General features: G+C 72.7%; 18 protein-coding genes and 1 pseudogene. 7 read left to right on the plus strand and 12 right to left on the minus strand.

Going from position 1 to position 20,903, the window contains the following annotated elements:
- Positions 1–12: 12 nt before the first annotated feature.
- Positions 13–1,275 carry an extracellular solute-binding protein gene (locus ACP4IX_RS16880; protein WP_426523287.1) on the minus strand — a complete coding sequence of 421 codons (1,263 nt, stop codon included), beginning with the start codon at positions 1,273–1,275 and terminating at the stop codon, positions 13–15.
- Between the two features lie 270 nt (positions 1,276–1,545).
- Between ACP4IX_RS16880 and ACP4IX_RS16885 the strand changes: the two genes are divergently transcribed.
- Positions 1,546–1,761: a dodecin gene (locus ACP4IX_RS16885; RefSeq protein ID WP_426555985.1), complete on the plus strand. Its 216-nt coding sequence runs from the start codon at positions 1,546–1,548 to the stop codon at positions 1,759–1,761.
- A gap of 59 nt (positions 1,762–1,820) precedes the next feature.
- Here ACP4IX_RS16885 and ACP4IX_RS16890 read toward each other — a convergent pair whose 3' ends face one another.
- Complete coding sequence (locus ACP4IX_RS16890; RefSeq protein WP_426523289.1) at positions 1,821–2,312, minus strand: LNS2 domain-containing protein; 492 nt, start codon at positions 2,310–2,312, stop codon at positions 1,821–1,823.
- Positions 2,313–2,371: 59 nt separating this feature from the next.
- Here ACP4IX_RS16890 and ACP4IX_RS16895 point away from each other — a divergent pair, with 59 nt between their 5' ends.
- Together ACP4IX_RS16895 and ACP4IX_RS16900 are read left to right on the plus strand one after the other, a co-directional pair.
- Entirely contained in the window at positions 2,372–3,391 is a 1,020-nt protein-coding gene (locus ACP4IX_RS16895; RefSeq protein ID WP_426523290.1) for an LLM class flavin-dependent oxidoreductase, read from the plus strand.
- A 120-nt stretch (positions 3,392–3,511) separates the two neighbouring features.
- Positions 3,512–5,857, plus strand: a complete 2,346-nt coding sequence (locus tag ACP4IX_RS16900) for an ATP-binding cassette domain-containing protein (RefSeq protein ID WP_426555986.1) — start codon at positions 3,512–3,514, stop codon at positions 5,855–5,857.
- A 50-nt stretch (positions 5,858–5,907) separates the two neighbouring features.
- On the opposite strand, the gene ACP4IX_RS16905 is transcribed toward ACP4IX_RS16900, so the two are convergent.
- The 6 genes from ACP4IX_RS16905 to ACP4IX_RS16930 form a co-directional block, all read right to left on the minus strand.
- On the minus strand, positions 5,908–6,750 hold the full coding sequence (locus ACP4IX_RS16905; RefSeq protein WP_426555987.1) for a DUF2382 domain-containing protein: 843 nt from the start codon (positions 6,748–6,750) through the stop codon (positions 5,908–5,910).
- 72 nt (positions 6,751–6,822) lie between these two features.
- Positions 6,823–7,644 carry a lysophospholipid acyltransferase family protein gene (locus ACP4IX_RS16910; protein WP_426523293.1) on the minus strand — a complete coding sequence of 274 codons (822 nt, stop codon included), beginning with the start codon at positions 7,642–7,644 and terminating at the stop codon, positions 6,823–6,825.
- Positions 7,644–8,414 carry a GNAT family N-acetyltransferase gene (locus ACP4IX_RS16915; RefSeq protein ID WP_426523294.1) on the minus strand — a complete coding sequence of 257 codons (771 nt, stop codon included), beginning with the start codon at positions 8,412–8,414 and terminating at the stop codon, positions 7,644–7,646. Before ACP4IX_RS16915 ends, ACP4IX_RS16910 begins: the two co-directional genes overlap by 1 nt.
- Positions 8,415–8,735: 321 nt before the next feature.
- Complete coding sequence (locus ACP4IX_RS16920; protein ID WP_426523295.1) at positions 8,736–9,488, minus strand: succinate dehydrogenase/fumarate reductase iron-sulfur subunit; 753 nt, start codon at positions 9,486–9,488, stop codon at positions 8,736–8,738.
- On the minus strand, positions 9,485–11,434 hold the full coding sequence (locus tag ACP4IX_RS16925; RefSeq protein WP_426555988.1) for a fumarate reductase/succinate dehydrogenase flavoprotein subunit: 1,950 nt from the start codon (positions 11,432–11,434) through the stop codon (positions 9,485–9,487). The genes ACP4IX_RS16920 and ACP4IX_RS16925 overlap by 4 nt, the downstream gene beginning before the upstream one ends.
- Position 11,435: 1 nt before the next feature.
- Entirely contained in the window at positions 11,436–12,107 is a 672-nt protein-coding gene (locus tag ACP4IX_RS16930; protein ID WP_426523329.1) for a succinate dehydrogenase, read from the minus strand.
- Between the two features lie 131 nt (positions 12,108–12,238).
- On the opposite strand from ACP4IX_RS16930, the gene ACP4IX_RS16935 reads away from it, so the two are divergent.
- Positions 12,239–13,123 carry a LysR family transcriptional regulator gene (locus ACP4IX_RS16935; protein WP_426523297.1) on the plus strand — a complete coding sequence of 295 codons (885 nt, stop codon included), beginning with the start codon at positions 12,239–12,241 and terminating at the stop codon, positions 13,121–13,123.
- A gap of 213 nt (positions 13,124–13,336) precedes the next feature.
- On the opposite strand, the gene rmdA is transcribed toward ACP4IX_RS16935, so the two are convergent.
- The 3 genes and pseudogenes from rmdA to ACP4IX_RS16950 form a co-directional block, all read right to left on the minus strand.
- Entirely contained in the window at positions 13,337–15,481 is a 2,145-nt protein-coding gene (gene rmdA / locus ACP4IX_RS16940; protein WP_426523298.1) for a cyclic Di-GMP phosphodiesterase RmdA, read from the minus strand.
- Complete coding sequence (locus ACP4IX_RS16945) at positions 15,478–16,290, minus strand: SAM-dependent methyltransferase (RefSeq protein WP_426523299.1); 813 nt, start codon at positions 16,288–16,290, stop codon at positions 15,478–15,480. Before ACP4IX_RS16945 ends, rmdA begins: the two co-directional genes overlap by 4 nt.
- A 266-nt stretch (positions 16,291–16,556) precedes the next feature.
- A pseudogene (locus tag ACP4IX_RS16950) lies at positions 16,557–17,503 on the minus strand (SCO0930 family lipoprotein).
- A 762-nt stretch (positions 17,504–18,265) separates the two neighbouring features.
- On the opposite strand from ACP4IX_RS16950, the gene ACP4IX_RS16955 reads away from it, so the two are divergent.
- The 3 genes from ACP4IX_RS16955 to ACP4IX_RS16965 all read left to right on the plus strand — a co-directional run bounded on the left by ACP4IX_RS16955 (position 18,266) and on the right by ACP4IX_RS16965 (position 19,936).
- Positions 18,266–18,397, plus strand: a complete 132-nt coding sequence (locus ACP4IX_RS16955) for a hypothetical protein (RefSeq protein WP_345590120.1) — start codon at positions 18,266–18,268, stop codon at positions 18,395–18,397.
- 15 nt (positions 18,398–18,412) lie between these two features.
- On the plus strand, positions 18,413–19,177 hold the full coding sequence (locus tag ACP4IX_RS16960) for a DUF4239 domain-containing protein (RefSeq protein ID WP_426523300.1): 765 nt from the start codon (positions 18,413–18,415) through the stop codon (positions 19,175–19,177).
- 234 nt (positions 19,178–19,411) lie between these two features.
- Positions 19,412–19,936, plus strand: a complete 525-nt coding sequence (locus ACP4IX_RS16965) for a hypothetical protein (protein WP_426523301.1) — start codon at positions 19,412–19,414, stop codon at positions 19,934–19,936.
- 191 nt (positions 19,937–20,127) lie between these two features.
- Here ACP4IX_RS16965 and ACP4IX_RS16970 read toward each other — a convergent pair whose 3' ends face one another.
- Positions 20,128–20,622 carry a hypothetical protein gene (locus tag ACP4IX_RS16970; protein WP_426523302.1) on the minus strand — a complete coding sequence of 165 codons (495 nt, stop codon included), beginning with the start codon at positions 20,620–20,622 and terminating at the stop codon, positions 20,128–20,130.
- Positions 20,623–20,903 lie beyond the last annotated feature (281 nt).

Consider the following 20,903-nt stretch of genomic DNA (forward strand, 5'->3'; position numbering starts at 1 on the left):
CGGCGGCGCGCCTCAGCGCGCGTCGAGGTCCAGCAGTTCGGTGACGCGGTCGGAGGCCTTGCGGGCCTCCGACTCCGCGTCGCCCCCGGTGAGCACCTTCGTCATGTACGTCTTGATCGGATTGTCCGCCTCGACCGCGCCCCACCGGGGCGTGCCGGGGGTCGCCCGGCCCTGCGCGGCGCCGGCCGCCATGGCGGCCACCCCCTCCTCGCCCGCGACGGCCGCGGCGAGCGACTTCTTGTTCGGGACGTAGTTCATGGTCCGGGCCAGGTCGGTGTTCCACTTGGTGCCGACGAGCGCCTCGACCACGGCGAGGGCGCCGTCGTGTTCGTCGGTGTTCTTCGGTACGACGAGGTCGGAGCCGCCGGTGAAGACGGCGCCGGGCTTGCCGGCGCTCTTGCCGGGCACGGGGAAGAAGCCGAGCTTGCCCTCGAGTCCGGGGTTCTCGCGCACGATGGACCGGGCGAGTCCCGGCACCGCGACGATCTGCGCGACCCGCTCCCGGGCGAACACGCCGGCCTGCGGGGGGTGTTCCTCGTCGGCGTCCAGCGGCCCGTCGCCAAGGGCCTGCAGTTCGCGGTAGAAGTCCATGCCGCGCAGGGCGGCCTCGGAGTCCAGGGCGCCCGACCAGACACCACCCGCCTCCGTGGCCAGCTCGCCGCCCTCGTCCCAGATGAAGCCGGAGAGCGTGTACCAGTCCTGTCCGGCCAGGTAGATGCCCTGGTCACCGCCGGAGTCGAGCTTCTCGGTGGCGGTGAGCCACTCCTCGCGGGTGCGGGGCGGCTCGGTGATGCCGGCCTGCTCGAACAGGTCCTTGCGGTAGATGACCACGCGGTTGGCGGCGTACCAGGGAATGCCGTACTGCTGGGACATCCACTGCCCGGGTTCGGCGAGACCCGGCAGCCAGTCCCGGATGCCCCAGTCCCGCATCGACTCGAGCGTCAGATCCATCAGCCGGCCGCCCTCGGCGTACTGCGGGACCTGGGTGTTGCCGACCTCGATGACGTCGGGCCCGTCCGCGCCGTCGGCCTTCAGCGCGGTCTGCACCTTGTCACCGATCCCGGTCCACGTCTGGATCCTGATGTCGAGGCGGAGGCCGGGATTCTCCCGTTCGAACTCCTCGGTGAACCGCTGCAGGAAGTCCTGTGAGGCGCTGTCCTTCATCAGCCACACGGTGACGGTGCGCCGCTCACCCCCGCCGTCCTGCGACATCAGGCCGCAGCCGCTGAGCAGGGAGGCGGACACACAGACAAGGGCGAGCAGGCGACGTCTCACGAGGGGTCCTTCTGTCTGACGGACAGGGGGCGGTGGCGGACAGGGGTGTCCTGCGCACGCGAAGGGAGACCCGACGTGGGGGACGAGCCCGAGGCTCGAACGGGTGTCTGGGATTTTGGTATGGACCAATGCGGAGGTCAAGGGGCGGCCCCGCCGGACCCCCGACGCCTCGCGCTCCGCCGCGGCTTGGGGCACGGTGGAGTGACGCACGACACACGACGTACGGCACGTGCCACAGGCCACCGCCGCCCCGCGGAAGGGAGCACCCGCATGTCGAACCACACCTACCGGGTCACGGAGATCGTCGGTACCTCGCCCGACGGCGCCGACCAGGCGATCCGCAACGGCATCACCCGCGCCTCGCGGACCCTGCGCCATCTGGACTGGTTCGAGGTGACCCAGGTGCGCGGCCAGATCGAGGAAGGGGAGGTCGCCCACTGGCAGGTCGGCCTGAAGCTCGGCTTCCGCCTGGAGGACTCGGACTGACGGCCCCGGGCGTACTCCGCTCCCGGTTCACCGCGGCGGCCCCTGCCCGACCGGAACGGTCAGGTGCGGCCCTCGCGCTCCTGCGCCACCCGCAGCTCGGCCGACCGGGCCGCCCAGCGTGCCCGGACGACGGTGAATCCGGCCCGTTCGGCGTCGTCGCACACCAGCTCGTCGTCGTCCACGAGGACCCGGACCTCGCGGGTGCGGGCGAGCCGCCGAAGGATCTCCAGCTTGGTGCGCCGGGCGGGCCTGCGGTCGGCGTTGCCCCGCATGTGCACGGACCCCTCGGGCAGGCCGTGCGCGGCCAGCCAGTCGAGCGTGTCGCGCCGGCAGCGCTCGGGCCGCCCCGTCAGATACACGATCTCGCACTCCCCGGCGCTCGCCCGCAGCAGCGCGATGCCCTCCGCGAGCGGCGGATCGTGCGGCGCGGCGGCGAAGAAGGCGTCCCAGTCGCGCGGCCGTCGCTCCAGGAACCGCTGCCGGTGCGCGGTGTCGGCGAGGGTGTTGTCCAGGTCGAACACGGCCACCGGGGGCTTCCTGCTGTCGGTCACCCGCCCACCCTAGAGCGCCGTACCGGGAATCCTGGCGCCGCCCGGGCGTTGTACAGCGTGTGAGCTCAGTGATCGCGGCCACCCGCTTCTCCCTCCTCGACCGCTCCCGCATCCGCGAGGGCCACACCGGCGCACAGGCGTTGCGCGACACCGTGGAACTGGCGCAGGAGGCCGAGCGGCTCGGCTACCACCGGTTCTGGGTGGCCGAGCACCACGGTGTCCCCGGGGTGGCGGGATCGGCGCCGACCGTGCTGGCCGCCGCCGTCGCCGGGGCCACGCGGAGCATCCGGGTCGGCACCGGCGGTGTGATGTTGCCCAACCACCGGCCGCTGGTCGTCGCCGAGCAGTTCGGCGTGCTGGAGTCGCTCTTCCCCGGCCGGATCGACATGGGACTCGGCCGCTCGGTGGGCTTCACCGACGGCGTGCGGAAGGCGCTGGGCCGGGACAAGGACGACGCCGACGACTTCGACGCCCAGCTGGCCGAGCTGCTCGGCTGGTTCCGCGGCACGTCGCCCACGGGCGTGCGCGCCCGCCCCGCGGAGGGGCTGACCGTGCCGCCGTTCGTGCTGGCCATGGGCGAGGGCGCGGCCGTCGCCGCCCGAGCGGGCCTGCCGATGGTCATCGGGGACCTGCGCGACCGCGACCGGATGCGCCGCGGCATCGACCGCTACCGCGCCGGGTTCCGCCCCTCCGCGTGGACGGCGGAGCCGTACGTCGTCGTCTCGGGCACGATCGCCGTGGCCGGCACCCCGGAGGAGGCCCGGCGGCTCCTGGTCCCGGAGGCCTGGTCGATGGCCCACGCCCGCACCCGCGGCTCGTTCCCTCCCCTGTCCCCGGCCGAGGACGTGGAGTCCCGGACGATGACCGCCAAGGAGCGCGACCTGTACGACGCCGGCCTGGCCGGCCACATCGCCGGCACCGAGGAACAGGTCGCCGACGCGTTGGAGTCGCTCCTCGAGGACACGGGCGCGCAGGAGGTCCTGGTGACCACGAGCACGTACGACCGCGAGGCGCTGCGGGACTCCTACCGGCGGCTCGCCCGTGTCACCGGCGCGGGCACGTGCGCTGCACAGGCGTAGAATCGCGGGGTTTGTCCCACCGGCCCCACCGGCCCCACCCGCCCTCACCGGCTCCCGCCGGCTCCCGCCGGATCCCGGTCGCCGCCGGCCGCCACCGAAGACCGTACGGAGTTCCCCGCGATGCACAGCCCCCACGACCCGTACGTCCGGGTGCGCGACGCCCGTGAGCACAACCTCAAGGGCGTGGACGTGGACGTCCCCCGGGACGTGGTGGCGGTGTTCACCGGCGTGTCGGGGTCGGGGAAGTCGTCGCTCGCGTTCGGGACGCTCTACGCGGAGGCGCAGCGGCGTTACTTCGAGTCGGTCGCGCCCTACGCCCGCCGGCTGATCCACCAGGTCGGTGCCCCGAAGGTCGGCGGGATCACCGGGCTGCCGCCCGCCGTGTCGCTGCAGCAGCGCCGCGCGGCGCCCACGTCCCGTTCCTCGGTGGGCACGGTCACCAACCTGTCCAACTCCCTGCGGATGCTGTTCTCCCGGGCCGGTGACTACCCGCCGGGCGCCCCGCGGCTCGACTCCGACGCCTTCTCGCCCAACACGGCGGCGGGGGCGTGTCCGGAGTGCCACGGGCTCGGCCGGGTGCACCGTACGACCGAGGAGCTGCTGGTTCCCGACCCGTCGCTCTCCGTCCGGGACGGCGCGATCGCCGCGTGGCCGGGCGCCTGGCAGGGCAAGAACCTGCGGGACGTCCTCGACGCGCTCGGGTACGACGTGGACCGGCCGTGGCGCGAGCTGCCCGCCGGGCAGCGGGAGTGGATCCTGTTCACGGACGAGCAGCCGGTGGTCACGGTGCACCCGGTGCGGGACGCCGGCCGCATCCAGCGGCCGTACCAGGGCACCTACATGAGCGCCCGCCGGTATGTGATGAAGACGTTCTCGGACTCGAGGAGCGCCACGCTGCGGGCGAAGGCCGAGCGCTTCCTCACCAGTGCGCCCTGCCCGGTCTGCGGCGGCGGCAGGCTGCGGCCCGAGGCCCTGGCGGTGACCGTCGGCGGCCGTACCATCGCCGAGCTGGCCGCGCTGCCGCTCACGGAACTCGCGGAGGCCCTGCCGACGGGCGACGAGACGGCCCGGGTGCTGGCCGGGGACCTCACCTCCCGGATCGCCCCCGTCGTCGAGCTGGGGCTCGGGTATCTGAGTCTCGACCGTGCGACGCCCACCCTGTCGGCGGGCGAGCTGCAGCGGCTGCGGCTGGCGACGCAGCTGCGGTCCGGGCTGTTCGGGGTCGTGTACGTCCTGGACGAGCCGTCCGCGGGACTGCACCCGGCGGACACCGAGGCGCTGCTGACGGTGCTGGAGCGGCTGAAGGCGGCCGGCAACTCGGTGTTCGTGGTGGAGCACCACCTCGGCGTGGTGCGCGGCGCCGACTGGATCGTGGACGTCGGTCCGCGGGCGGGCGAGCACGGCGGGCGGGTGCTGTACAGCGGCCCGGTCGCCGGGCTGGCCGGTGTCGGGGAGTCCGCGACCGCCCGCCACCTCTTCGACCGCTCCCCCGCGCCCGTCCGCGCGGTCCGGACCCCGCGGGGCACGGTGACGGTCGGCCCGGTCACCCGGCACAACCTGCGCGGGGTGACCGCCGGGTTCCCGCTCGGCGTCCTCACGGCGGTGACGGGCGTGTCCGGTTCCGGGAAGTCGACGCTCATCGGCGAGATCACCCAGGACCTGCCGGGGGTGGGCCGGCTGGTCTGCGTCGACCAGCGGCCGATCGGACGCACCCCGCGCTCCAACCTGGCCACGTACACGGGCCTGTTCGACGTGGTGCGCAAGGTCTTCGCGGCCACCGGCGAGGCGCGGGAGAGGGGTTACGGTGTCGGCCGCTTCTCCTTCAACGTGCCGGGGGGCCGTTGCGAGACCTGCCAGGGCGAGGGGTTCGTCGGCGTCGAGCTGCTGTTCCTGCCGAGTACGTACGCGCCGTGCCCGGACTGCGGCGGGGCGCGCTACAACCCCGGAACGCTCGAAGTGGCGTACCGGGGGCGGAACATCGCCGACGTGCTGGACCTGACGGTGGAGGGCGCCGCGGAGTTCTTCGCGGACACGCCGGCCGTGGCGCGCAGCCTGGCCGCGCTCCTCGACGTCGGACTGGGCTACCTGCGGCTCGGCCAGCCGGCGACCGAGCTGTCCGGTGGCGAGGCGCAGCGCATCAAGCTGGCGAACGAGCTGCAGCGGGGGCGTCGCGGCCACACGCTGTATCTCCTCGACGAACCGACGACGGGTCTGCATCCGGCCGATGTCGAGGTGCTGATGCGCCAGTTGCACGGTCTCGTCGACGCCGGGCACACGGTGGTCGTGGTCGAGCACGACATGGCCGTGGTGGCGGGCGCCGACCGGGTGATCGACCTCGGGCCGGGCGGCGGCGAGTCGGGGGGCCGGATCGTCGCCGAGGGGACGCCCGCCGAAGTGGCGCGCGCGGGCGCGAGTGCCACCGCCCCCTATCTCACCGAGGCACTGCACGGGGGAACGCGCCGGTGAAAGGAAGGCACTTCACCGGCGCACGCCCTCGCCGTGCCCGGCAGGGACGCTTACGTGCGGCCCCGTCGGGTGTCGTCGTCGGTGGTGGCCTCGGCCTCGGCCTCGATCCGCTCCTTGCGGACCTGGCCGCGTACCGTCTCGTTCTCGGTGCGCTCCTCCGTGGTCATCCGGACACGCTCCACCGGCACCGTCTCCGTGTCGACGACGGGGCGTTCCTCGTGCAGCGTGACCTCGTGCTCGTCCTCGCTGATCTCCGGGCCGGAGAGCGCCGCGTCACGGTTGGCGTCCGTGATCGGCTCGCGCTCCACGCGCACTTCCTCGTGGCTCACCGGGACGGTCTGCTGGACCTCTTCCGTGACCACGTACTTGCGCAGCCTGGCCCGGCCGGACTCACGCCGTTCGACGCCTACGTGCATCTGCTCCTCGGAGCGGGTCATGGCGTCGTCGCGCATGCCCGTCCGCTCCGGGGCGTCCTGGTAGCCGGCCGTACCGGCGGCGCCCGCGGCTCCCGCGGTACCCGTGCCCGCGGCCCACCTGCCGTCGTCGGTCCGCTCGGCCTCGGAGAGCACGCTGTCCCAGTTGATGCCGTAGTAGTCGTAGAGCCGGTGCTCCTCGGTCTCGGACAGATGGCCGCCCGCGTCGACGTCGACGTTGGGCGCGTCCTTGACCTGGTCCTTGCGGTAGGGGACCTCGAGGTGGTCCTGCACCAGCGAGGCGTCACGGATGGGTACGAAGGACTCGTTGGAGCCGAACATGCCCGTCTTGACGCTCACCCATTCGGGACGCCCGGTCATGTCGTCGAAGAAGACGTGCTTGGCGTCGCCGATCTTGTTGCCGTCACCGTCGTAGACCGGATGATCCAGGACGTTGGCGATCTCTTCACGGGTGATCATCTGGCATCACCCTCCTTCCGGAGTGCCTGCCTTCCGATTGTCCGTATCAGCAGTACAGAAACGGCGCATACCTCACAAAGTGCACATACTTTTCGAAGGTGCTTTCCCCTGGGCGGCGCGGGCCAGCGACCGCCGGTCGGGGTGCCGGCCCGCCCCGATGACCGGCCCCACCTCCACCTCGGCGGTCAGCCCGCGCGCCGAGGCCACCCGCCACAGGGAGGCGATCAGGGTGTCCTCCCCGACGAACGCGGGCGCCGTGCTCACCGCCCGCCCCGCGCTCCGGTACCGGATGCGGACCGGCTGGACCGGCACCGCGGCGTCCAGGGCGGCCTGGAAGACGGCCCGGTGGAAGCGTCCCTGGGCCCGGCCGCACCACGTGCTGCCCTCGGGGAAGGCGGCGACCGCGGCGCCCGCGCGCAGGGCCCCCGCGATCGCGGCGACCGTGTCCGGCAGGGCCCGCAGCCGGTCCCGTTCGATGAACAGCACGCCCGCGCGCGCGGCGAGCGGGCCCGCCACCGGCCAGCGCCGGATGTCGCTCTTGGCCAGCATCCTGGCAGGGCGCACGGCGGCCAGCAGGGGGATGTCGAGCCAGGAGACGTGGTTGGCGACGAGGAGCAGCCCGCCCTCGGGCGGGGCGGCCCCCGTGACGCGGACACGGACGCCGGCGGCCCGCACGAGCCACCGGCACCAATGCCGCACCACGACGGCCGGGATCCTCCGCCGCGAGCGGGGGCTCCCCCGGCCGAGCGGTGTCAGCACGACCACGATCGCGGTGAGGAGCAGCACGGCGAGCACGGTGAGCCGCAGTACGGCGAGCGGTACGGCCGCCGCGGCCCGGGACGGCTCCACGCACGCCCCGGGGGTACAGGGCGCGGCGGGCAGCCAGGCGCTCATCAGGCCGGGACGAGCGAGAGGAAGTGCCGCAGATAGCGCGGGTCGACCCGGCTCATCGGCAGCAGCACGTACAGGTCGGCGACGCCGAAGTCCACGTCGTGCGCGGGTTCCCCGCAGACCCAGGCGCCGAGGCGGAGGTAGCCGCGCAGCAGGGCCGGCAGTTCGGTACGGGCCGCCGGCCCCGCCGCGCGCGGGATCCACGGGAGCAGCGGCCGTACCCGGTACTCCTCGGGCGCCAGGTGCTTGGCCCGCACCCGGTCCCAGGTGCCGGCGGCGAGGGCGCCGCCGTCGGCGAGCGGGATCGAGCAGCAGCCTGCCAGCCACTCGTGGCCCTGGTCGGTCATGTAGCGGGCTATGCCGGCCCAGATGAGTCCGATGACGGCGCCGTCCCGGTGGTCGGGGTGCACGCAGGAACGGCCGACCTCGACAAGACCGGGCCGGATCGCGTCCAGCGCCGCGAGGTCGAACTCGCTCTCCGCGTACAGCCGCCCGGCGACCGCCGCACGCTCCGGCGGCAGCAGCCGATAGGTGCCGACGACCTGCCCGGTCGTCTCCTCCCGCACCAGCAGGTGGTCGCAGTACGCGTCGAAGGGATCGACGTCGTACCCGGGCTGCGGGCCGGCGAGCAGCGCGCCCATCTCCCCGGCGAAGACATCGTGCCGCAGCCGCTGCGCGGCCCGGACGTCCTCCTCGTCACGGGCGAGGGCAACGGTGTAGCGGCGGGGTGCGGCAGGCTTCGGGGGACGGTCTGCGGTCAGTACGCCGGGCATGGCACTCTCCTGGTCACGGGCCGGGGCGGCGACGGCGGACCGACGGTGTACGGTCCGCCGCCCCTGTTCTTCCGCTGCCGGTTGGCCGGTGCATGACCTGGGCCGGGAGAGTGGATGTGGGCCTGTTGAATGCCAGGGGCGGGAAGCGGGACGGGGCCGGGAGGAGCACCTCTCCCGGCCCCGTCCGTCCGCACCGTCCGGCGGACGTCCGGTCGGGCCCGGGCTACGGAGGTGTCGTGGTGTCGTCACGCGGTGACGGTTCGTGATCCCTGCGGTAGGCAGGGATCACGAACCGTCACGACCCTGCGACGCCACGACACCTCATTGACGCCTGGCCACCTTGCGCGTGGCCCGCAGCCACTCCTTGTTCATGCTGGTGATGGAGACCAGGGGGATCCCCTTGGGGCACGCCGTGGCGCATTCGCCGGCGAGGGTGCAGCCGCCGAAGCCCTCGTCGTCCATCTGCGCCACCATGTCCAGCACCCGGGTCTCTCGCTCGGGCGCCCCCTGCGGCAGGACGTTCAGGTGGTTGACCTTCGCCGAGGTGAACAGCATCGCCGCCCCGTTCGGGCAGGCCGCGACGCACGCGCCGCAGCCGATGCACTCGGCGTGTTCGAAGGCGAGCTCGGCGTCCGGCTTCGGCACCGGGGTCGCGTGGGCCTCCGGCGCGGCGCCCGTGGGCGCGGTGATGTAGCCGCCGGCCTGGATGATGCGGTCGAAGGCCGAACGGTCGACGACCAGGTCCTTCACCACGGGGAAGGCGGATGCCCGCCACGGCTCGACGTCGATGGTGTCGCCGTCCTGGAAGGACCGCATGTGCAGCTGGCAAGTGGTGGTGCGCTCGGGGCCGTGGGCGTCGCCGTTGATGACCAGCGAGCAGGCGCCGCAGATGCCCTCGCGGCAGTCGTGGTCGAAGGCGACCGGGTCCTCGCCCTTGAGGATGAGCTCCTCGTTGAGGGTGTCGAGCATCTCCAGGAAGGACATGTCGCGGGAGATGCCGTCCACCTCGTACGTGGACATGGCGCCGTCGGCGTCGGCGTTCTTCTGCCGCCAGACGCGCAGGGTGAGCTTCATGCGTAGCTCCGCTGAGTGGGGTGGACGTACTCGAAGACCAGGTCTTCCTTGTGCAGGGCCGGGGCCTCGCCCGTGCCCGTGAACTCCCAGGCGGCGGCGTACCCGAACTCGTCGTCCCTGCGGGCCGCCTCGCCGTCGGGGGTCTGGGACTCCTCGCGGAAGTGACCGCCGCAGGACTCGGCCCGGTGCAGCGCGTCGAGGCACATCAGCTCGGCGAGTTCCAGGTAGTCGACGATGCGGTTGGCCTTCTCCAGGGACTGGTTGAACTCCTCGCCGGTGCCGGGGACCTTGATGCGCCGCCAGAACTCCTCGCGGATCTGCGGGATGCGCTCCAGGGCCTTGCGCAGGCCGGAGTCGGTGCGGGCCATGCCGCAGAACTCCCACATCAGTTCGCCCAGTTCGCGGTGGAAGGAGTCCGGCGTGCGGTCCCCGTCCACGGAGAGGAGCAGGTTGAGCCGGTCCTCGGTCTCGGCGAGCACCTCCTGCACCGCCGGGTGGCCGTCGTCGACCTCGTCCTTGTGGGGGTTGCGGGCGAGGTAGTCGTTGATGGTGGCCGGCAGGACGAAGTAGCCGTCGGCGAGGCCCTGCATCAGCGCGGAGGCGCCGAGCCGGTTGGCGCCGTGGTCGGAGAAGTTGGCCTCCCCGATGGCGAACAGGCCCGGGACGGTGGTCTGGAGGTCGTAGTCGACCCACAGTCCGCCCATCGTGTAGTGCACGGCGGGGTAGATCCGCATCGGCACCTCGTACGGGTCCTCGTCGGTGATCCGCTGGTACATGTCGAAGAGGTTGCCGTACTTGGCCTCGACCGCCCCCCGGCCCATGCGCTTGATCGCGTCGGCGAAGTCCAGGTACACGCCCTGGCCGCCGGGCCCCACTCCCCTGCCCTCGTCGCAGACGTTCTTGGCGGCACGGGAGGCGATGTCGCGGGGGACGAGGTTGCCGAAGGACGGGTAGACGCGCTCCAGGTAGTAGTCGCGCTCGTCCTCGGGGATCTTGTTCGGCGGGCGGTCGTCGCCCTTGGCCTTCGGCACCCAGATCCGGCCGTCGTTGCGCAGCGACTCGCTCATCAGCGTCAGCTTGGACTGGTGGTCGCCGGTGCGCGGGATGCAGGTGGGGTGGATCTGCGTGAAGCAGGGGTTGGCGAAGTACGCGCCGCGCCGGTGCGCCCGCCACACGGCGGTCGCGTTGGAGTTCATGGCGTTGGTCGACAGGTAGAAGACGTTGCCGTAACCGCCGCTGGCCAGGACCACCGCGTCGGCGAAGTACGTGTCAATCTTCCCGGTGATCAGGTCCCGGGCGACGATGCCGCGCGCCCGCCCGTCGACGACGATCAGGTCGAGCATCTCGGTGCGCGGGTGCATCTCGATGTTGCCGGCCGCGATCTGCCTGCTGAGGGCCTGGTAGGCGCCGAGCAGCAGCTGCTGCCCCGTCTGGCCGCGGGCGTAGAACGTACGGGAGACCTGGACGCCGCCGAACGAGCGGGTGTCCAGGAGGCCGCCGTACTCGCGGGCGAAGGGCACGCCCTGCGCCACGCACTGGTCGATGATCTCGACCGAGATCTGGGCGAGCCGGTGCACGTTGGACTCGCGGGAGCGGAAGTCCCCGCCCTTGACCGTGTCGTAGAACAGGCGGTGGACGGAGTCGCCGTCGTTGCGGTAGTTCTTCGCGGCGTTGATGCCGCCCTGCGCGGCGATGGAGTGGGCCCGGCGGGGCGAGTCCTGGTAGCAGAACTGGACGACGCGGTAGCCCTGTTCGGCGAGGGTCGCGCCCGCGGAGCCGCCCGCGAGGCCGGTACCGACGACGATGACGGTCTGCTTGCGCCGGTTGGCGGGGTTGACCAGCTTCGCCTCGAAACGGCGCGTGTCCCAGCGCTCGTTGACCGGCCCGGCGGGGGCCTTGGTGTCGGCGACCGGCTCACCGGTCGTGTAGTCGGCGTAGGTTGTCATGTCAGCTCACCACTCCGGTCATGACGCCCACGGGTACGGCGACGAAGCCGGCCGTGAGCAGCAGCGCGAGGACGTTCGCGATGGTCTTCAGGGCGCGGTCGCGGGTGCGGCTGCCGGCGCCGAGGGTCTGGGCGGCGCTCCAGAAGCCGTGCCGGACGTGCATGCCGACGGCGAGCACCGCGACGATGTAGATGACGTTGCCGTACCAGGTGGAGAAGGTGTCCACGACGTTCTGGTAGGGCTTGCCCGTCTCGAAACCGCCGGAGTGCACGGTGCCCGTGGTCAGGTCGAGGATGTGCCAGACGATGAACAGCGCCAGGATGATCCCGCCCCACCGCATGGTGCGCGTCGCGTAACTGGAGCGCGGCTTCTTGTGCACGTACTTGCTGGGCCGCGCCTTGATGTCGCGGCGGCTGAGCTGGTACGCGGAGACGGCGTGGGCGACGACGGCGACGACCAGCACGACGCGGACCAGCCAGAGCGTCCACTCGTAGTGCATGAACGGTTCGCCGACCGTGCGCAGCCAGTGGGCGTAGTGGTTGAACTCGCTCGCCCCGAAGAAGATCTTCAGGTTCCCGATCATGTGGGCGACCAGGTAGAGCAGCATGACGAGACCGCTGACCGCCATCACTGTCTTCTTGCCGACGGTCGAGTCCCACACGGTGCGCGCCATGGACGGCCGTCGGTCCGTCCGCGTTGCCAGAGCCATGGCACAGGACGCTACGGGTCCCAGACCCCATCGGTCCAAGACATGGAACGCCTTGTTTCCATAGCTGATTCCTATCAGCGCCGTATGCTTGCCGTATGCAGCTGCAACAGCTCCAGTACTTCGTGGCGGTCGCCGAGACCCGGCACTTCACCCGGGCCGCGGAGACGGTGCACGTGGCCCAGCCGTCCCTGTCCCAGCAGATCAAGGCGCTGGAGCGGGAGCTGGGCGCCGACCTGTTCCTGCGCGCCCGGGGCAACATCACGCTCACCGACGCCGGCGAGGCACTGCTGCCGCTGGCCCGGCGCATCCTGGCCGACGCGGACACCGCCCGCCACGAGGTCCTGGAGCTGGTGCAGCTGCGCCGCGGCCGGGTCCGGCTGGGCGCCACCCCGAGCCTGTGCACGGGTCTCCTGCCGGACGTGCTGCGCGCGTTCCACGACCGGTATCCCGGTATCCGGCTGCTGATCGAGGAGGGCGGTTCGCACGACCTCGTACGCGAGCTGGCGCGCGGCGCACTCGACCTCGCGCTGGTCGTGCTTCCCCTGCCCACCGCGTCGCCGGCGCTGACCACGGTGGAGCTGCTGCGGGAGGACCTGGTGGTGGTGTCGTCCCCGGAGTCGCCCCGGCCGGGCGGCGGACGGCGCGCGGTGCGCATCGCCGACCTGGAGGGCGAACGGCTGGTGATGTTCCGGCACGGATACGACCTGCGGGAACTGACCGTGGCCGCGTGCCGTGCCGAGGGCTTCGAACCGGACTTCGCGGTGGAGGGCGGGGAGATGGACGCGGTGCTGGGGTTCGTGCGGGCGGGGCTGGGGATGGCCGTGGTTCCGCGCATGGTGGCGGCGCGGTCGGGGCGGGGGCTGCGGGTCACGCCGCTGGCCCGGCCCGGGCTGCACCGGACGATCGCGCTCGCCCACCGCAGCGACGTGGCTCCGCCCCGGGCGGCTCGGGAGTTGCAGCGGATGCTGCTGGAGCGGTGACGGTTCGACGACCATGGGCGCCCCCGCGCGGGCGGCGGGGTACGCCTCCGCAGCCCCTCGCGGGCAGGCCCCGGGGGCGCCCCTGTCGTCCGGCGCCCCGGGGACCCCGGTTCGTCGTGGCTGGTCGCGCCGTCGCTGCGGAGCCGCACCGTGTCACCGCCCCGCGCCCCTCGCGGGGCGCTCCCCGACGCCCGCGACCGGGTGCCCCGGGCGTCAGGCCGTCGCGTCCACCAGTGCCAGCTCGTGGAGGCGTTCCGGCGGGCCCGGGCGGGCGTAGTACCAGCCCTGGGCCGTGTCGCAGCCGAGTATGCGGAGCTGCTCGGCCTGGGCACCGGTCTCCACGCCCTCCACCGTGACCGTGAGGTCCAGGCTGTGGGCCAGGGCGACGATGCCCTCGACGATCTTGAGATCGACCGGGTCCGCCGGGAACCGCTGCATGCTCTGGGTGAAGGAGCGGTCCAGCTTGAGGACGCTCACCGGCAGCCGGCGCAGGTTGGCGAGGTTCGAATAGCCGGTGCCGAAGTCGTCCAGGGCGATGTCGACGCCCATCTCGGCGAGCCGGCGCAGCGGCTTCAGCAGGTCGTCGTCCGCGCCGATCAGCGCCGATTCCGTCACCTCCAGGCACAACGCGTCGGGCGCGACGCCGGTCCGCTCCAGGATGTCGACGGTGTCCTGGACCAGGCCGGGATGGTTGAGCTGGCAGGGCGAGAGGTTGACGTTGATCCGCAGCGGGCCCGCGGCGGTCGTCCCGCCGTACCGCTCCCGCCAGGCGCGGGCCTGCCGCACGGACTGCTCCAGCACCCAGCGGCCCAGCGGCACGATCAGCCCCGTGTGCTCCGCGAGCGGGATGAACCGGTCCGGGCCGAGCACACCGTGCTGCGGGTGCAGCCAGCGCACCAGTGCCTCGGCGCCGTGCACGCTGCCGTCACCGAGGTGCACCAGCGGCTGGTACTCGATGAAGAACTCACCCCGTTCCAGGGCCGCCGGCAGCGCGGTGGTCAGGCCGTGCCGGGTGATGACGCGGGCGTCGGCCTCCGGGTCGGCGAGCTCGAAACGGTTGCCGCCCGCCGACTTGGCCCGGTACATGGTGATGTCGGCGCTGCGCAGCACCTCCGCGGGGCTGTGCTCGCCCGCCGGGCCCTCCACGACGCCGATGCTGCCGCGCACGGTCAGTTCGCGACCGTCGATGCTGATGGGGGCGAGCAGCGCGTTCATGATGCGCCCGGCCAGCTCGTCGGCCTCGTGCCGGGTGTCCGTACCGGTGGTCAGAGCGACGAACTCGTCGCCGCCGAGCCGGGCCACCATCTCGCCGGGCGCGGTGGCGCAGGCCTGCAGGCGGTCGGCGACCTCCACGAGCAGCCGGTCACCGGCCGCGTGACCGAGGCTGTCGTTGACGGTCTTGAAGCCGTCGAGGTCGAGATAGCACAGGCCGAAGCGCCGGCCGGGCCCCGCGCTCAGGGCCTTCTCCAGGCGTTCGAAGAAGAAGCTGCGGTTGGGCAGGCCCGTGAGCGCGTCGTGCGTGGCCTCGTAGCGCAGCCGCAGATTGAGCAGCCGGCGCTCGGTGGTGTCCTCCATCAGCGCGAGCTGGTACTGCGGGGTGCCGTCGGCGTCGCGCAGCAGGGAGACGGTCAGATTGGTCCACAGGACCGTTCCGTCGGGGCGGTAGAAGGCCTTCTCCACGTGGTAGTGCTCGCGCTCGCCGCGCACCAGCTCGTCGTAGAGCCGCCAGGTCTGCGGCGCGTCGTCGGGGTGCGTCCACTCCACGGCCCTGCGGCCGCCCAGGGTCGGGTCGGCGATGCCGAACATACGCATCAACGCGTCGTTGACCTGGAGGATGTTGCCCTCCAGGTCGGCGATGCCGATGCCTATGGCGGCGCCCTCGAAGACCGCGCGGAAGCGGGCCTCACTGGCGTGCAGGGCCTCGGCCACCACGCCCTGTGCCTTCAGGGCGGCCTGCGCGATGGCCTCCTGTTCGGCCAGGGTCCGGGCGCGCAGCGCCCCGGCGAAACCGGCCGCCATGGCGTGCTGGAGCCGCGCCGAACGGGCCCGCAGGTCCTCGGGGTCGCCGCCCTCCCCGCAGTAGAGCACGAGGTAGGCGTCGACGCAGTCCAGGGTCCGGGCGAGCGCCTCGGGGTCGGTGCAGTGCGAGTCGACGAGCGCCGCGCCGACCGCCCTGGCCTCCTCGGCGTCGAGGCTCCGCGCCCGCAGCACCTCGCTCAGCCGGCGGGCCAGCGGCAGCAGTTCCTCCTCGAACTCGGGCCGGGTCGACGACGTCGAGGTCACCGGGAACACCGCTCGGCTCCAGATCGTCGCGAACCGGCGCAGTCTGTCCTCCGGCCCGTCCGGTTCCGCGTTCACGCCGTACGCCCCACGCCGGCGAACCCCGAGAACGCATACGGGTCCTCGTCCTCCGGCACTCCTTCGGGCCGCCAGCGCGGCATCGGAACCAGTCCGGGTTCCACCATGTCGTACCCCTCGAAGAACCGCGCGATCTCCTCGCGCGAACGCATGATCAGCGGATGGCGGATGCCCTTGTACACGTCCACCGCGCCCCCGGCCCGCTCGGCGGGCAGGGGGATTCCCTCGTACGAGGCGTGCGTGAGGACCAGCAGGCTGCCGGGCGCGAGCGCGTCGCTCAGCTCGGCCACCGCCGCGTACGGGTCGTCCGCGTCTTCCACGAAGTGCAGTATGGCAACCAACAGCAGGGCCACCGGCCGATTCAGGTCGATCAGACGCTCCACCTGCGGGCTGGAGAGGATCTCCCCCGGCTTCAGGAGGTCGGCGGCCACGACGTCCGCGTCGTCGTGGCCCGCCAGAACGGCCTCGCTGTGCGCGACCGCCACCGGGTCGTGGTCGACGTACACGACACGGGCACCGGGGCGGTTGCGCCCGGCCACCTCGTGGACGTTGTCGAAGGTGGGGATGCCGGAGCCGATGTCGAGGAACTGGTCGATGCCCTCGGCGGCCGCGAAGCGCACGGCGCGGCGCATGAACGCCCGGTTCGCCTGCATGATCTTGGGGAGTCCCGGGAGGAACTCCATGGCCTCGCGGGCCGCTTGCCGATCGACCTCGAAGTTGTGCGAACCGCCCAGGTAGAAGTCGTAGATCCGGGACACGCTGGGCACCGAGATGTCGATGCTGCGGGGGGCCCAGGCGGGACGCTCCATCTAGCTCTCCAAGGCATAGGCGATCCGGTGTTCGAGGTGAGGCTACTGATCGTCCGGCAAAGGGGCGAGCCCAAACGGAAATTGACAGTCCGTTCCCGGTCACTGCCCGGGGCACGTGCCGCGCGTCAAGACACACCAAAGCACGCGAACGGGGCCGCTCCCTCCGCCTTGGTACGGAGGGGCGGCCCGCTGTCCGCGCTGAGGGGCGTCTCCGTCACCCACGGGTCGATCCAGTGACCGCCCGCGGCGCCGGCCGACGCCAGGCCCTACTTCTCCGGCGCGCCGACCGGCTTCCCGTCGGGCGCGACGGCGTACCAGGTGCCGCCGACGCCCTGGCCGTCGGTGTCGCCGGCCTTCTCGTCACCGGCGAAGGTGTAGACCGGCCAGCAGTCCACCGTCTGCTGCTCGGCGCCGTCGGGCCTGGTGAACGTCATCAGGTCCTTCTTCACGACACCCTCGGTGTCATCGGGCTCCACGGGCGCCACGACCGGCCACTTCTCCAGGCAGGCGCCGGTGCACGCCGAGACCGGCTCCGGCCAGGCCTCGTCCTTCATGAAGCGGTAGACGGTCATGCCGTTCCCGTCGACGACGATCTCGCCGAGCTCCGGATCGTCGCGGGTGGACAGTCCGGGCCGGGCGGCCGCCTCGGCCTTCCCGCCGTCGGCGGCGAGGGCGTACCACGTGCCGCCCACGCCCTGGCCCTTGACGTCCCCGGCAGCGGCGTCCTCGGCGTAGCGGTACGCCGGCCAGCCGCCGATGGTCAGCTGCTTGGTGCCGTCGGGCCGGGTGACCTCGCCGAGCAGCGCCTTGTCGATGCCCTCACCGGCGACGGCGTCGTCCGCGGCCACGGGGGGCCATGCGGTGGCGCAGTCGTTCTCGCACGTGGTCCTGGGCGGCTTGGCGGTGTCCTCGTCGAAGCGGTAGAGGGTGCGGCCCGCTCCGTCGGTCACCAGCTCGCCGATCTCGGCGTTCGTGGAGACGGACAGCTTGCCCGCGGGCCGCGGCGGGCTCGCCGGCGTCTGCGCACCGTCCGCGCCGGTCCCGAGTCCGGCGCCGGCGCCGGCGCCGATGGTGCCGACATCGCCGGGCGCGGCCGTGGCACCCACGTTCCGGCTGCCGGTGGCGCTGCCGCCGTCCTGGCCGCACGCCGTCGTCAGCGCCAGCACCACCGCGGCGCTCGCCCGAGTGAGGCGCTCCGCCAGGAGGTCTTCATCGTCAATCCCCGATCGTCACGAAGGTGTTGGGACGGCCGCTGTGCCGTCGCACGCCACTGGGTACGCACGGGAGAGCGGGTCGTGTTCAACGGGGCGCGGTTTTCTTTCCGGGGCCTGCCGGGCCCGGTACGCCCGCTCGTACGCGGGTGCGAGACGCGGCGCGAGCGGGTGTGCGCCGGTCAAACCGCCGGGTGGCCCATGTACCTCCTTCGGGGCAATCATCCGGTAATCGGGCGTGGCCCCGCGCGTCAGGCTTGATGATCTGCGTCGTGCATGGACTCGAACCGACCCGACCCGCCCCTGCCGGACGGGTGTTGGCCCTGGTGACACTGACGTTCACGCTCGTCGGTGCCCCCATCGGCCCGGCGCAGGCCGACGCCTGCGCGTACGTGTCGACCGGACCGGGCGGCATCGACGTGGTGGCGGTCGCCGGGAGCGGCTCCTGGCCCACCTTCCCGCCGTGCCCCGAGCCCTCCCCGCCACCCCCGCCCACCCCGACTCCGACTCCGACGCCCACGCCCACGCCCCCACCACCAACGCCTCCCCCTCCGTCTCCACCGAAGCCCACGCCCCCGCCCCCGCCGAAGCCCGAACCCCCGGCGCCGCCCGCCCCGAAGCCCGAGCCCCCGCCCGCCCCTCGGCCCGTTCCGGCCCGGCCGACGCCGCCCCCGACGCCCAGCCCCACCCCGACGCCGGTCCGTCCCGCGGCTCCCGCGCCCGCCCCGTCGGCCACGCCCACGCCCCGGCCTTCGCTCAGCCCGGTGCACTACCCGCGCTACCGCGCCGCCCGCCAGCAACAGCGACCCTCACGCGGGGCCACGTCGCCGCTCGTCTTCGTCCTGCTCATCACGGTGCCCGCCGTGGTCGCCGTCGCCGCGCTCCGTGCGCGCTGATCCCTGGAGGCCCTCGTGCCGGAATGGCTTGTTCTCACCCTCGCGATGCTGTCCGCCTGCGTCGTGGTCGTCATCATCACCGTCGTACGGCACCGCAGGGCGTCCGACGACGAGGACATCACCGAGACTCCGGACGTCATCGAGTACATGACGATGTGGATCGGCGTGGTGTACGCCATCGTCCTGGGTCTGGCCATCGCCGGGGTCTGGGAGGCACGCAGCGCCGCACAGGACCACGTACAGGCGGAGGCGGTCGCCCTGCACGAGATCTCGGAACGTGTCCGGGTCTATCCGCCCGACGTCCGTGACCGCATCCGGGAGGATGTCAACGCCTATGTCGGACACGTCGTCACCACCGAGTGGAAGGCCATGGCCGATCGCGGCGAGGTGACCGAACGCGGCACCGAGCTCCTCGACCGCGTCCGCGCGGACGTCACCGACTACGAGCCGAGGTCGGACTTCGAGGCCCAGGCGTACCAGCCGCTCGTCGACCAGGTGACCGCCGCGGACCAGGCCCGCATCGCCCGGTCCGAGTCGACCGGGGCGACCATGCCGGGTGTGGTGTGGTTCGGGCTCGTGACGGGAGGCGTCGTCACGGTCGGCATGGTCTTCGCCCTGCAGATCCGGCGTACGACGCGCGAACTGGTGCTCGCCGGGCTGTTCTCGGCGCTGATCGCCTTCCTGCTCTTCCTGATCTGGGATTTCGACGCACCGTTCAGTCGCGGCGTCGCGGCGTCCACGGATCCGTTCCTGAGCCTCTTCCCCGGGGCCGAGGGATGACGCACCCACCCGTGCGTCCCCCGGCGGTCCCTGGACCGGGAAGCCGCCGAGGGACGCCCGACACGCCGTCACGGTCCCCCGAGCGGCCCACGCGTTCGCCCCCCATGTGCCCCATTCGCGCGACTGCGATCGCGCCCACGCGCACGACTTCCTAGCGTTTCGGGCATCGAGGTGCATTTCTGGCGCGAGCGGAACAGGTCCGCCGCCGCTCCTCGGGGACCCGGAGGATTCACCATGCGCGCGATACCCGTCGCCTCGGTCGCACTGCTGGGCACCGCCGCCCTCGCCGGCTGCGTACCCGCCGGGGCGGCCACAGGCGGCAGTCCGACGTTCGGCTTCCTCGTCCACCCCGCCACCGTCGCGCCGGGAGGCGAGGTCACGCTGGGGGTGGGCCGCGGTGCCGACGGCTGCCGGGGACGCGTGACGGTCTCGTCGCCGGTGTTCGACACGGTCACCATCCCGCGGCACGAGTCGTCGGCGACGACGCGGGTCGACCGGGACGCCAGACGCGGTACGGTCCACCAGGTGAGGTTCGCCTGCGACACGCGGACCGGGACCGTGAACCTGACCATCGCGGGCGGCCACTCGCACCGCCCGCCCGCCGAATCCGGCCACCCCAAGGGCGTGCACGCCGGCGAGGGCGGCAGCATCGCCGGGTTCGACGTACGGGAGACCGGGCTCGGCGCCCTGCTCATCGCGGGCTCGGTCGGGGCGGCGTACCACCTCTCGCGCCGGCGCTCCGGCGAGGACGGCGCCTGATCCCCGCCCGCCCGCCGGCACGGCTTCGCCCCGGATCCTCGACGGGTCCGGGGCGAAGCCGTGCCGGCGCGTGGGGCGCGGCGCCGCGGGTGCGCGATCCGCAGGGGGCCGGACGGGCCCGCCCCCGAAGGCAGAGCCCGTACGGTGACTGACGGAAGACGGCAGGGGAACCGGGGGCGGCGGGGAACGGGTCAGATCCTCCGCTCGGCCCGGCGGCGCATCCAGAACAGTCCGCCACCGGCGACGGCCGCGGCGACGAGCCCGCCGCCGATCGCGACGTCGGCCGGGGTCGCCCCGCTGGAGCTGCTGCCGCCGAGGCCACCGCGGACACCGCCGATGACGGTGAAGGCGGCCGGACGCGTCAGTCGCCTGCCGGAGCAGTTGACGGTGATGTCGTACGAACCCGGCCGGGCGTCCTCCTTGATGGTGGCGGTGCCCTTGGACGTCTCGTTGGCACCCCTGACCGGGGTCAGGTGGGTCGTCCGGAACGCGTCCGAGGTCATCGTGCCACCCTGCGGGCAGCCGTCGACCGTGACGGTCATCTGCCCACCGCGGGCGATCACGCTGGGCAGCGCGACGATGTTGGACGGCTGGTTGTGGTCGCCGCCGGCCGTGGCCGTGGGGGCGGCCAGCCCGAGGACAGCGACCGCGGCGCCGGCTGCCGCGAGGGCACGAGTGTTACGCATGTGATCCTCCGCGGAAGACGCCCCGGGTCCCGTCCCCGGTCGATCGGCGAGAAAGCGTCTCCCAGAAAGACCCTCAGTTGCCCTGCGCGGCACCGCACTTCGGGAATGGTCCGTCCTGGTGAGGGGTGTGCCGGGCGGGTAGCGCACGAGTGGATATCGCCGCAGGTCACGGACCGTCAGACAGGTCCTTCCGGGGAAATCCCGGATGGCTCACGGAAGGGCGTCCGCGCCACCCGTTCGCCGCCGCCCCGTCGCCGGTGGGGCGCACGGCGCTTAGCGTG

It is taken from the genome of Streptomyces sp. WG5 (assembly GCF_049974565.1).
Taxonomy (GTDB): Bacteria; Actinomycetota; Actinomycetes; order Streptomycetales; family Streptomycetaceae; genus Streptomyces.

What these genes read in the sequence shown, in the direction of transcription:
- ACP4IX_RS16945 (WP_426523299.1), bottom strand. Translation starts at nt 16,290, where the DNA reads ATGGAGCGTCCCGCCTGGGCCCCCCGCAGCATCGACATCTCGGTGCCC.
- ACP4IX_RS16965 (WP_426523301.1), top strand. Translation starts at nt 19,412, where the DNA reads ATGCGCGCGATACCCGTCGCCTCGGTCGCACTGCTGGGCACCGCCGCC.
- ACP4IX_RS16930 (WP_426523329.1), bottom strand. Translation starts at nt 12,107, where the DNA reads ATGGCGCGCACCGTGTGGGACTCGACCGTCGGCAAGAAGACAGTGATG.
- ACP4IX_RS16970 (WP_426523302.1), bottom strand. Translation starts at nt 20,622, where the DNA reads ATGCGTAACACTCGTGCCCTCGCGGCAGCCGGCGCCGCGGTCGCTGTC.
- ACP4IX_RS16910 (WP_426523293.1), bottom strand. Translation starts at nt 7,644, where the DNA reads ATGAGCGCCTGGCTGCCCGCCGCGCCCTGTACCCCCGGGGCGTGCGTG.
- ACP4IX_RS16920 (WP_426523295.1), bottom strand. Translation starts at nt 9,488, where the DNA reads ATGAAGCTCACCCTGCGCGTCTGGCGGCAGAAGAACGCCGACGCCGAC.
- ACP4IX_RS16900 (WP_426555986.1), top strand. Translation starts at nt 3,512, where the DNA reads ATGCACAGCCCCCACGACCCGTACGTCCGGGTGCGCGACGCCCGTGAG.
- ACP4IX_RS16925 (WP_426555988.1), bottom strand. Translation starts at nt 11,434, where the DNA reads ATGACAACCTACGCCGACTACACGACCGGTGAGCCGGTCGCCGACACC.
- ACP4IX_RS16935 (WP_426523297.1), top strand. Translation starts at nt 12,239, where the DNA reads ATGCAGCTGCAACAGCTCCAGTACTTCGTGGCGGTCGCCGAGACCCGG.
- ACP4IX_RS16905 (WP_426555987.1), bottom strand. Translation starts at nt 6,750, where the DNA reads ATGATCACCCGTGAAGAGATCGCCAACGTCCTGGATCATCCGGTCTAC.
- ACP4IX_RS16915 (WP_426523294.1), bottom strand. Translation starts at nt 8,414, where the DNA reads ATGCCCGGCGTACTGACCGCAGACCGTCCCCCGAAGCCTGCCGCACCC.
- ACP4IX_RS16885 (WP_426555985.1), top strand. Translation starts at nt 1,546, where the DNA reads ATGTCGAACCACACCTACCGGGTCACGGAGATCGTCGGTACCTCGCCC.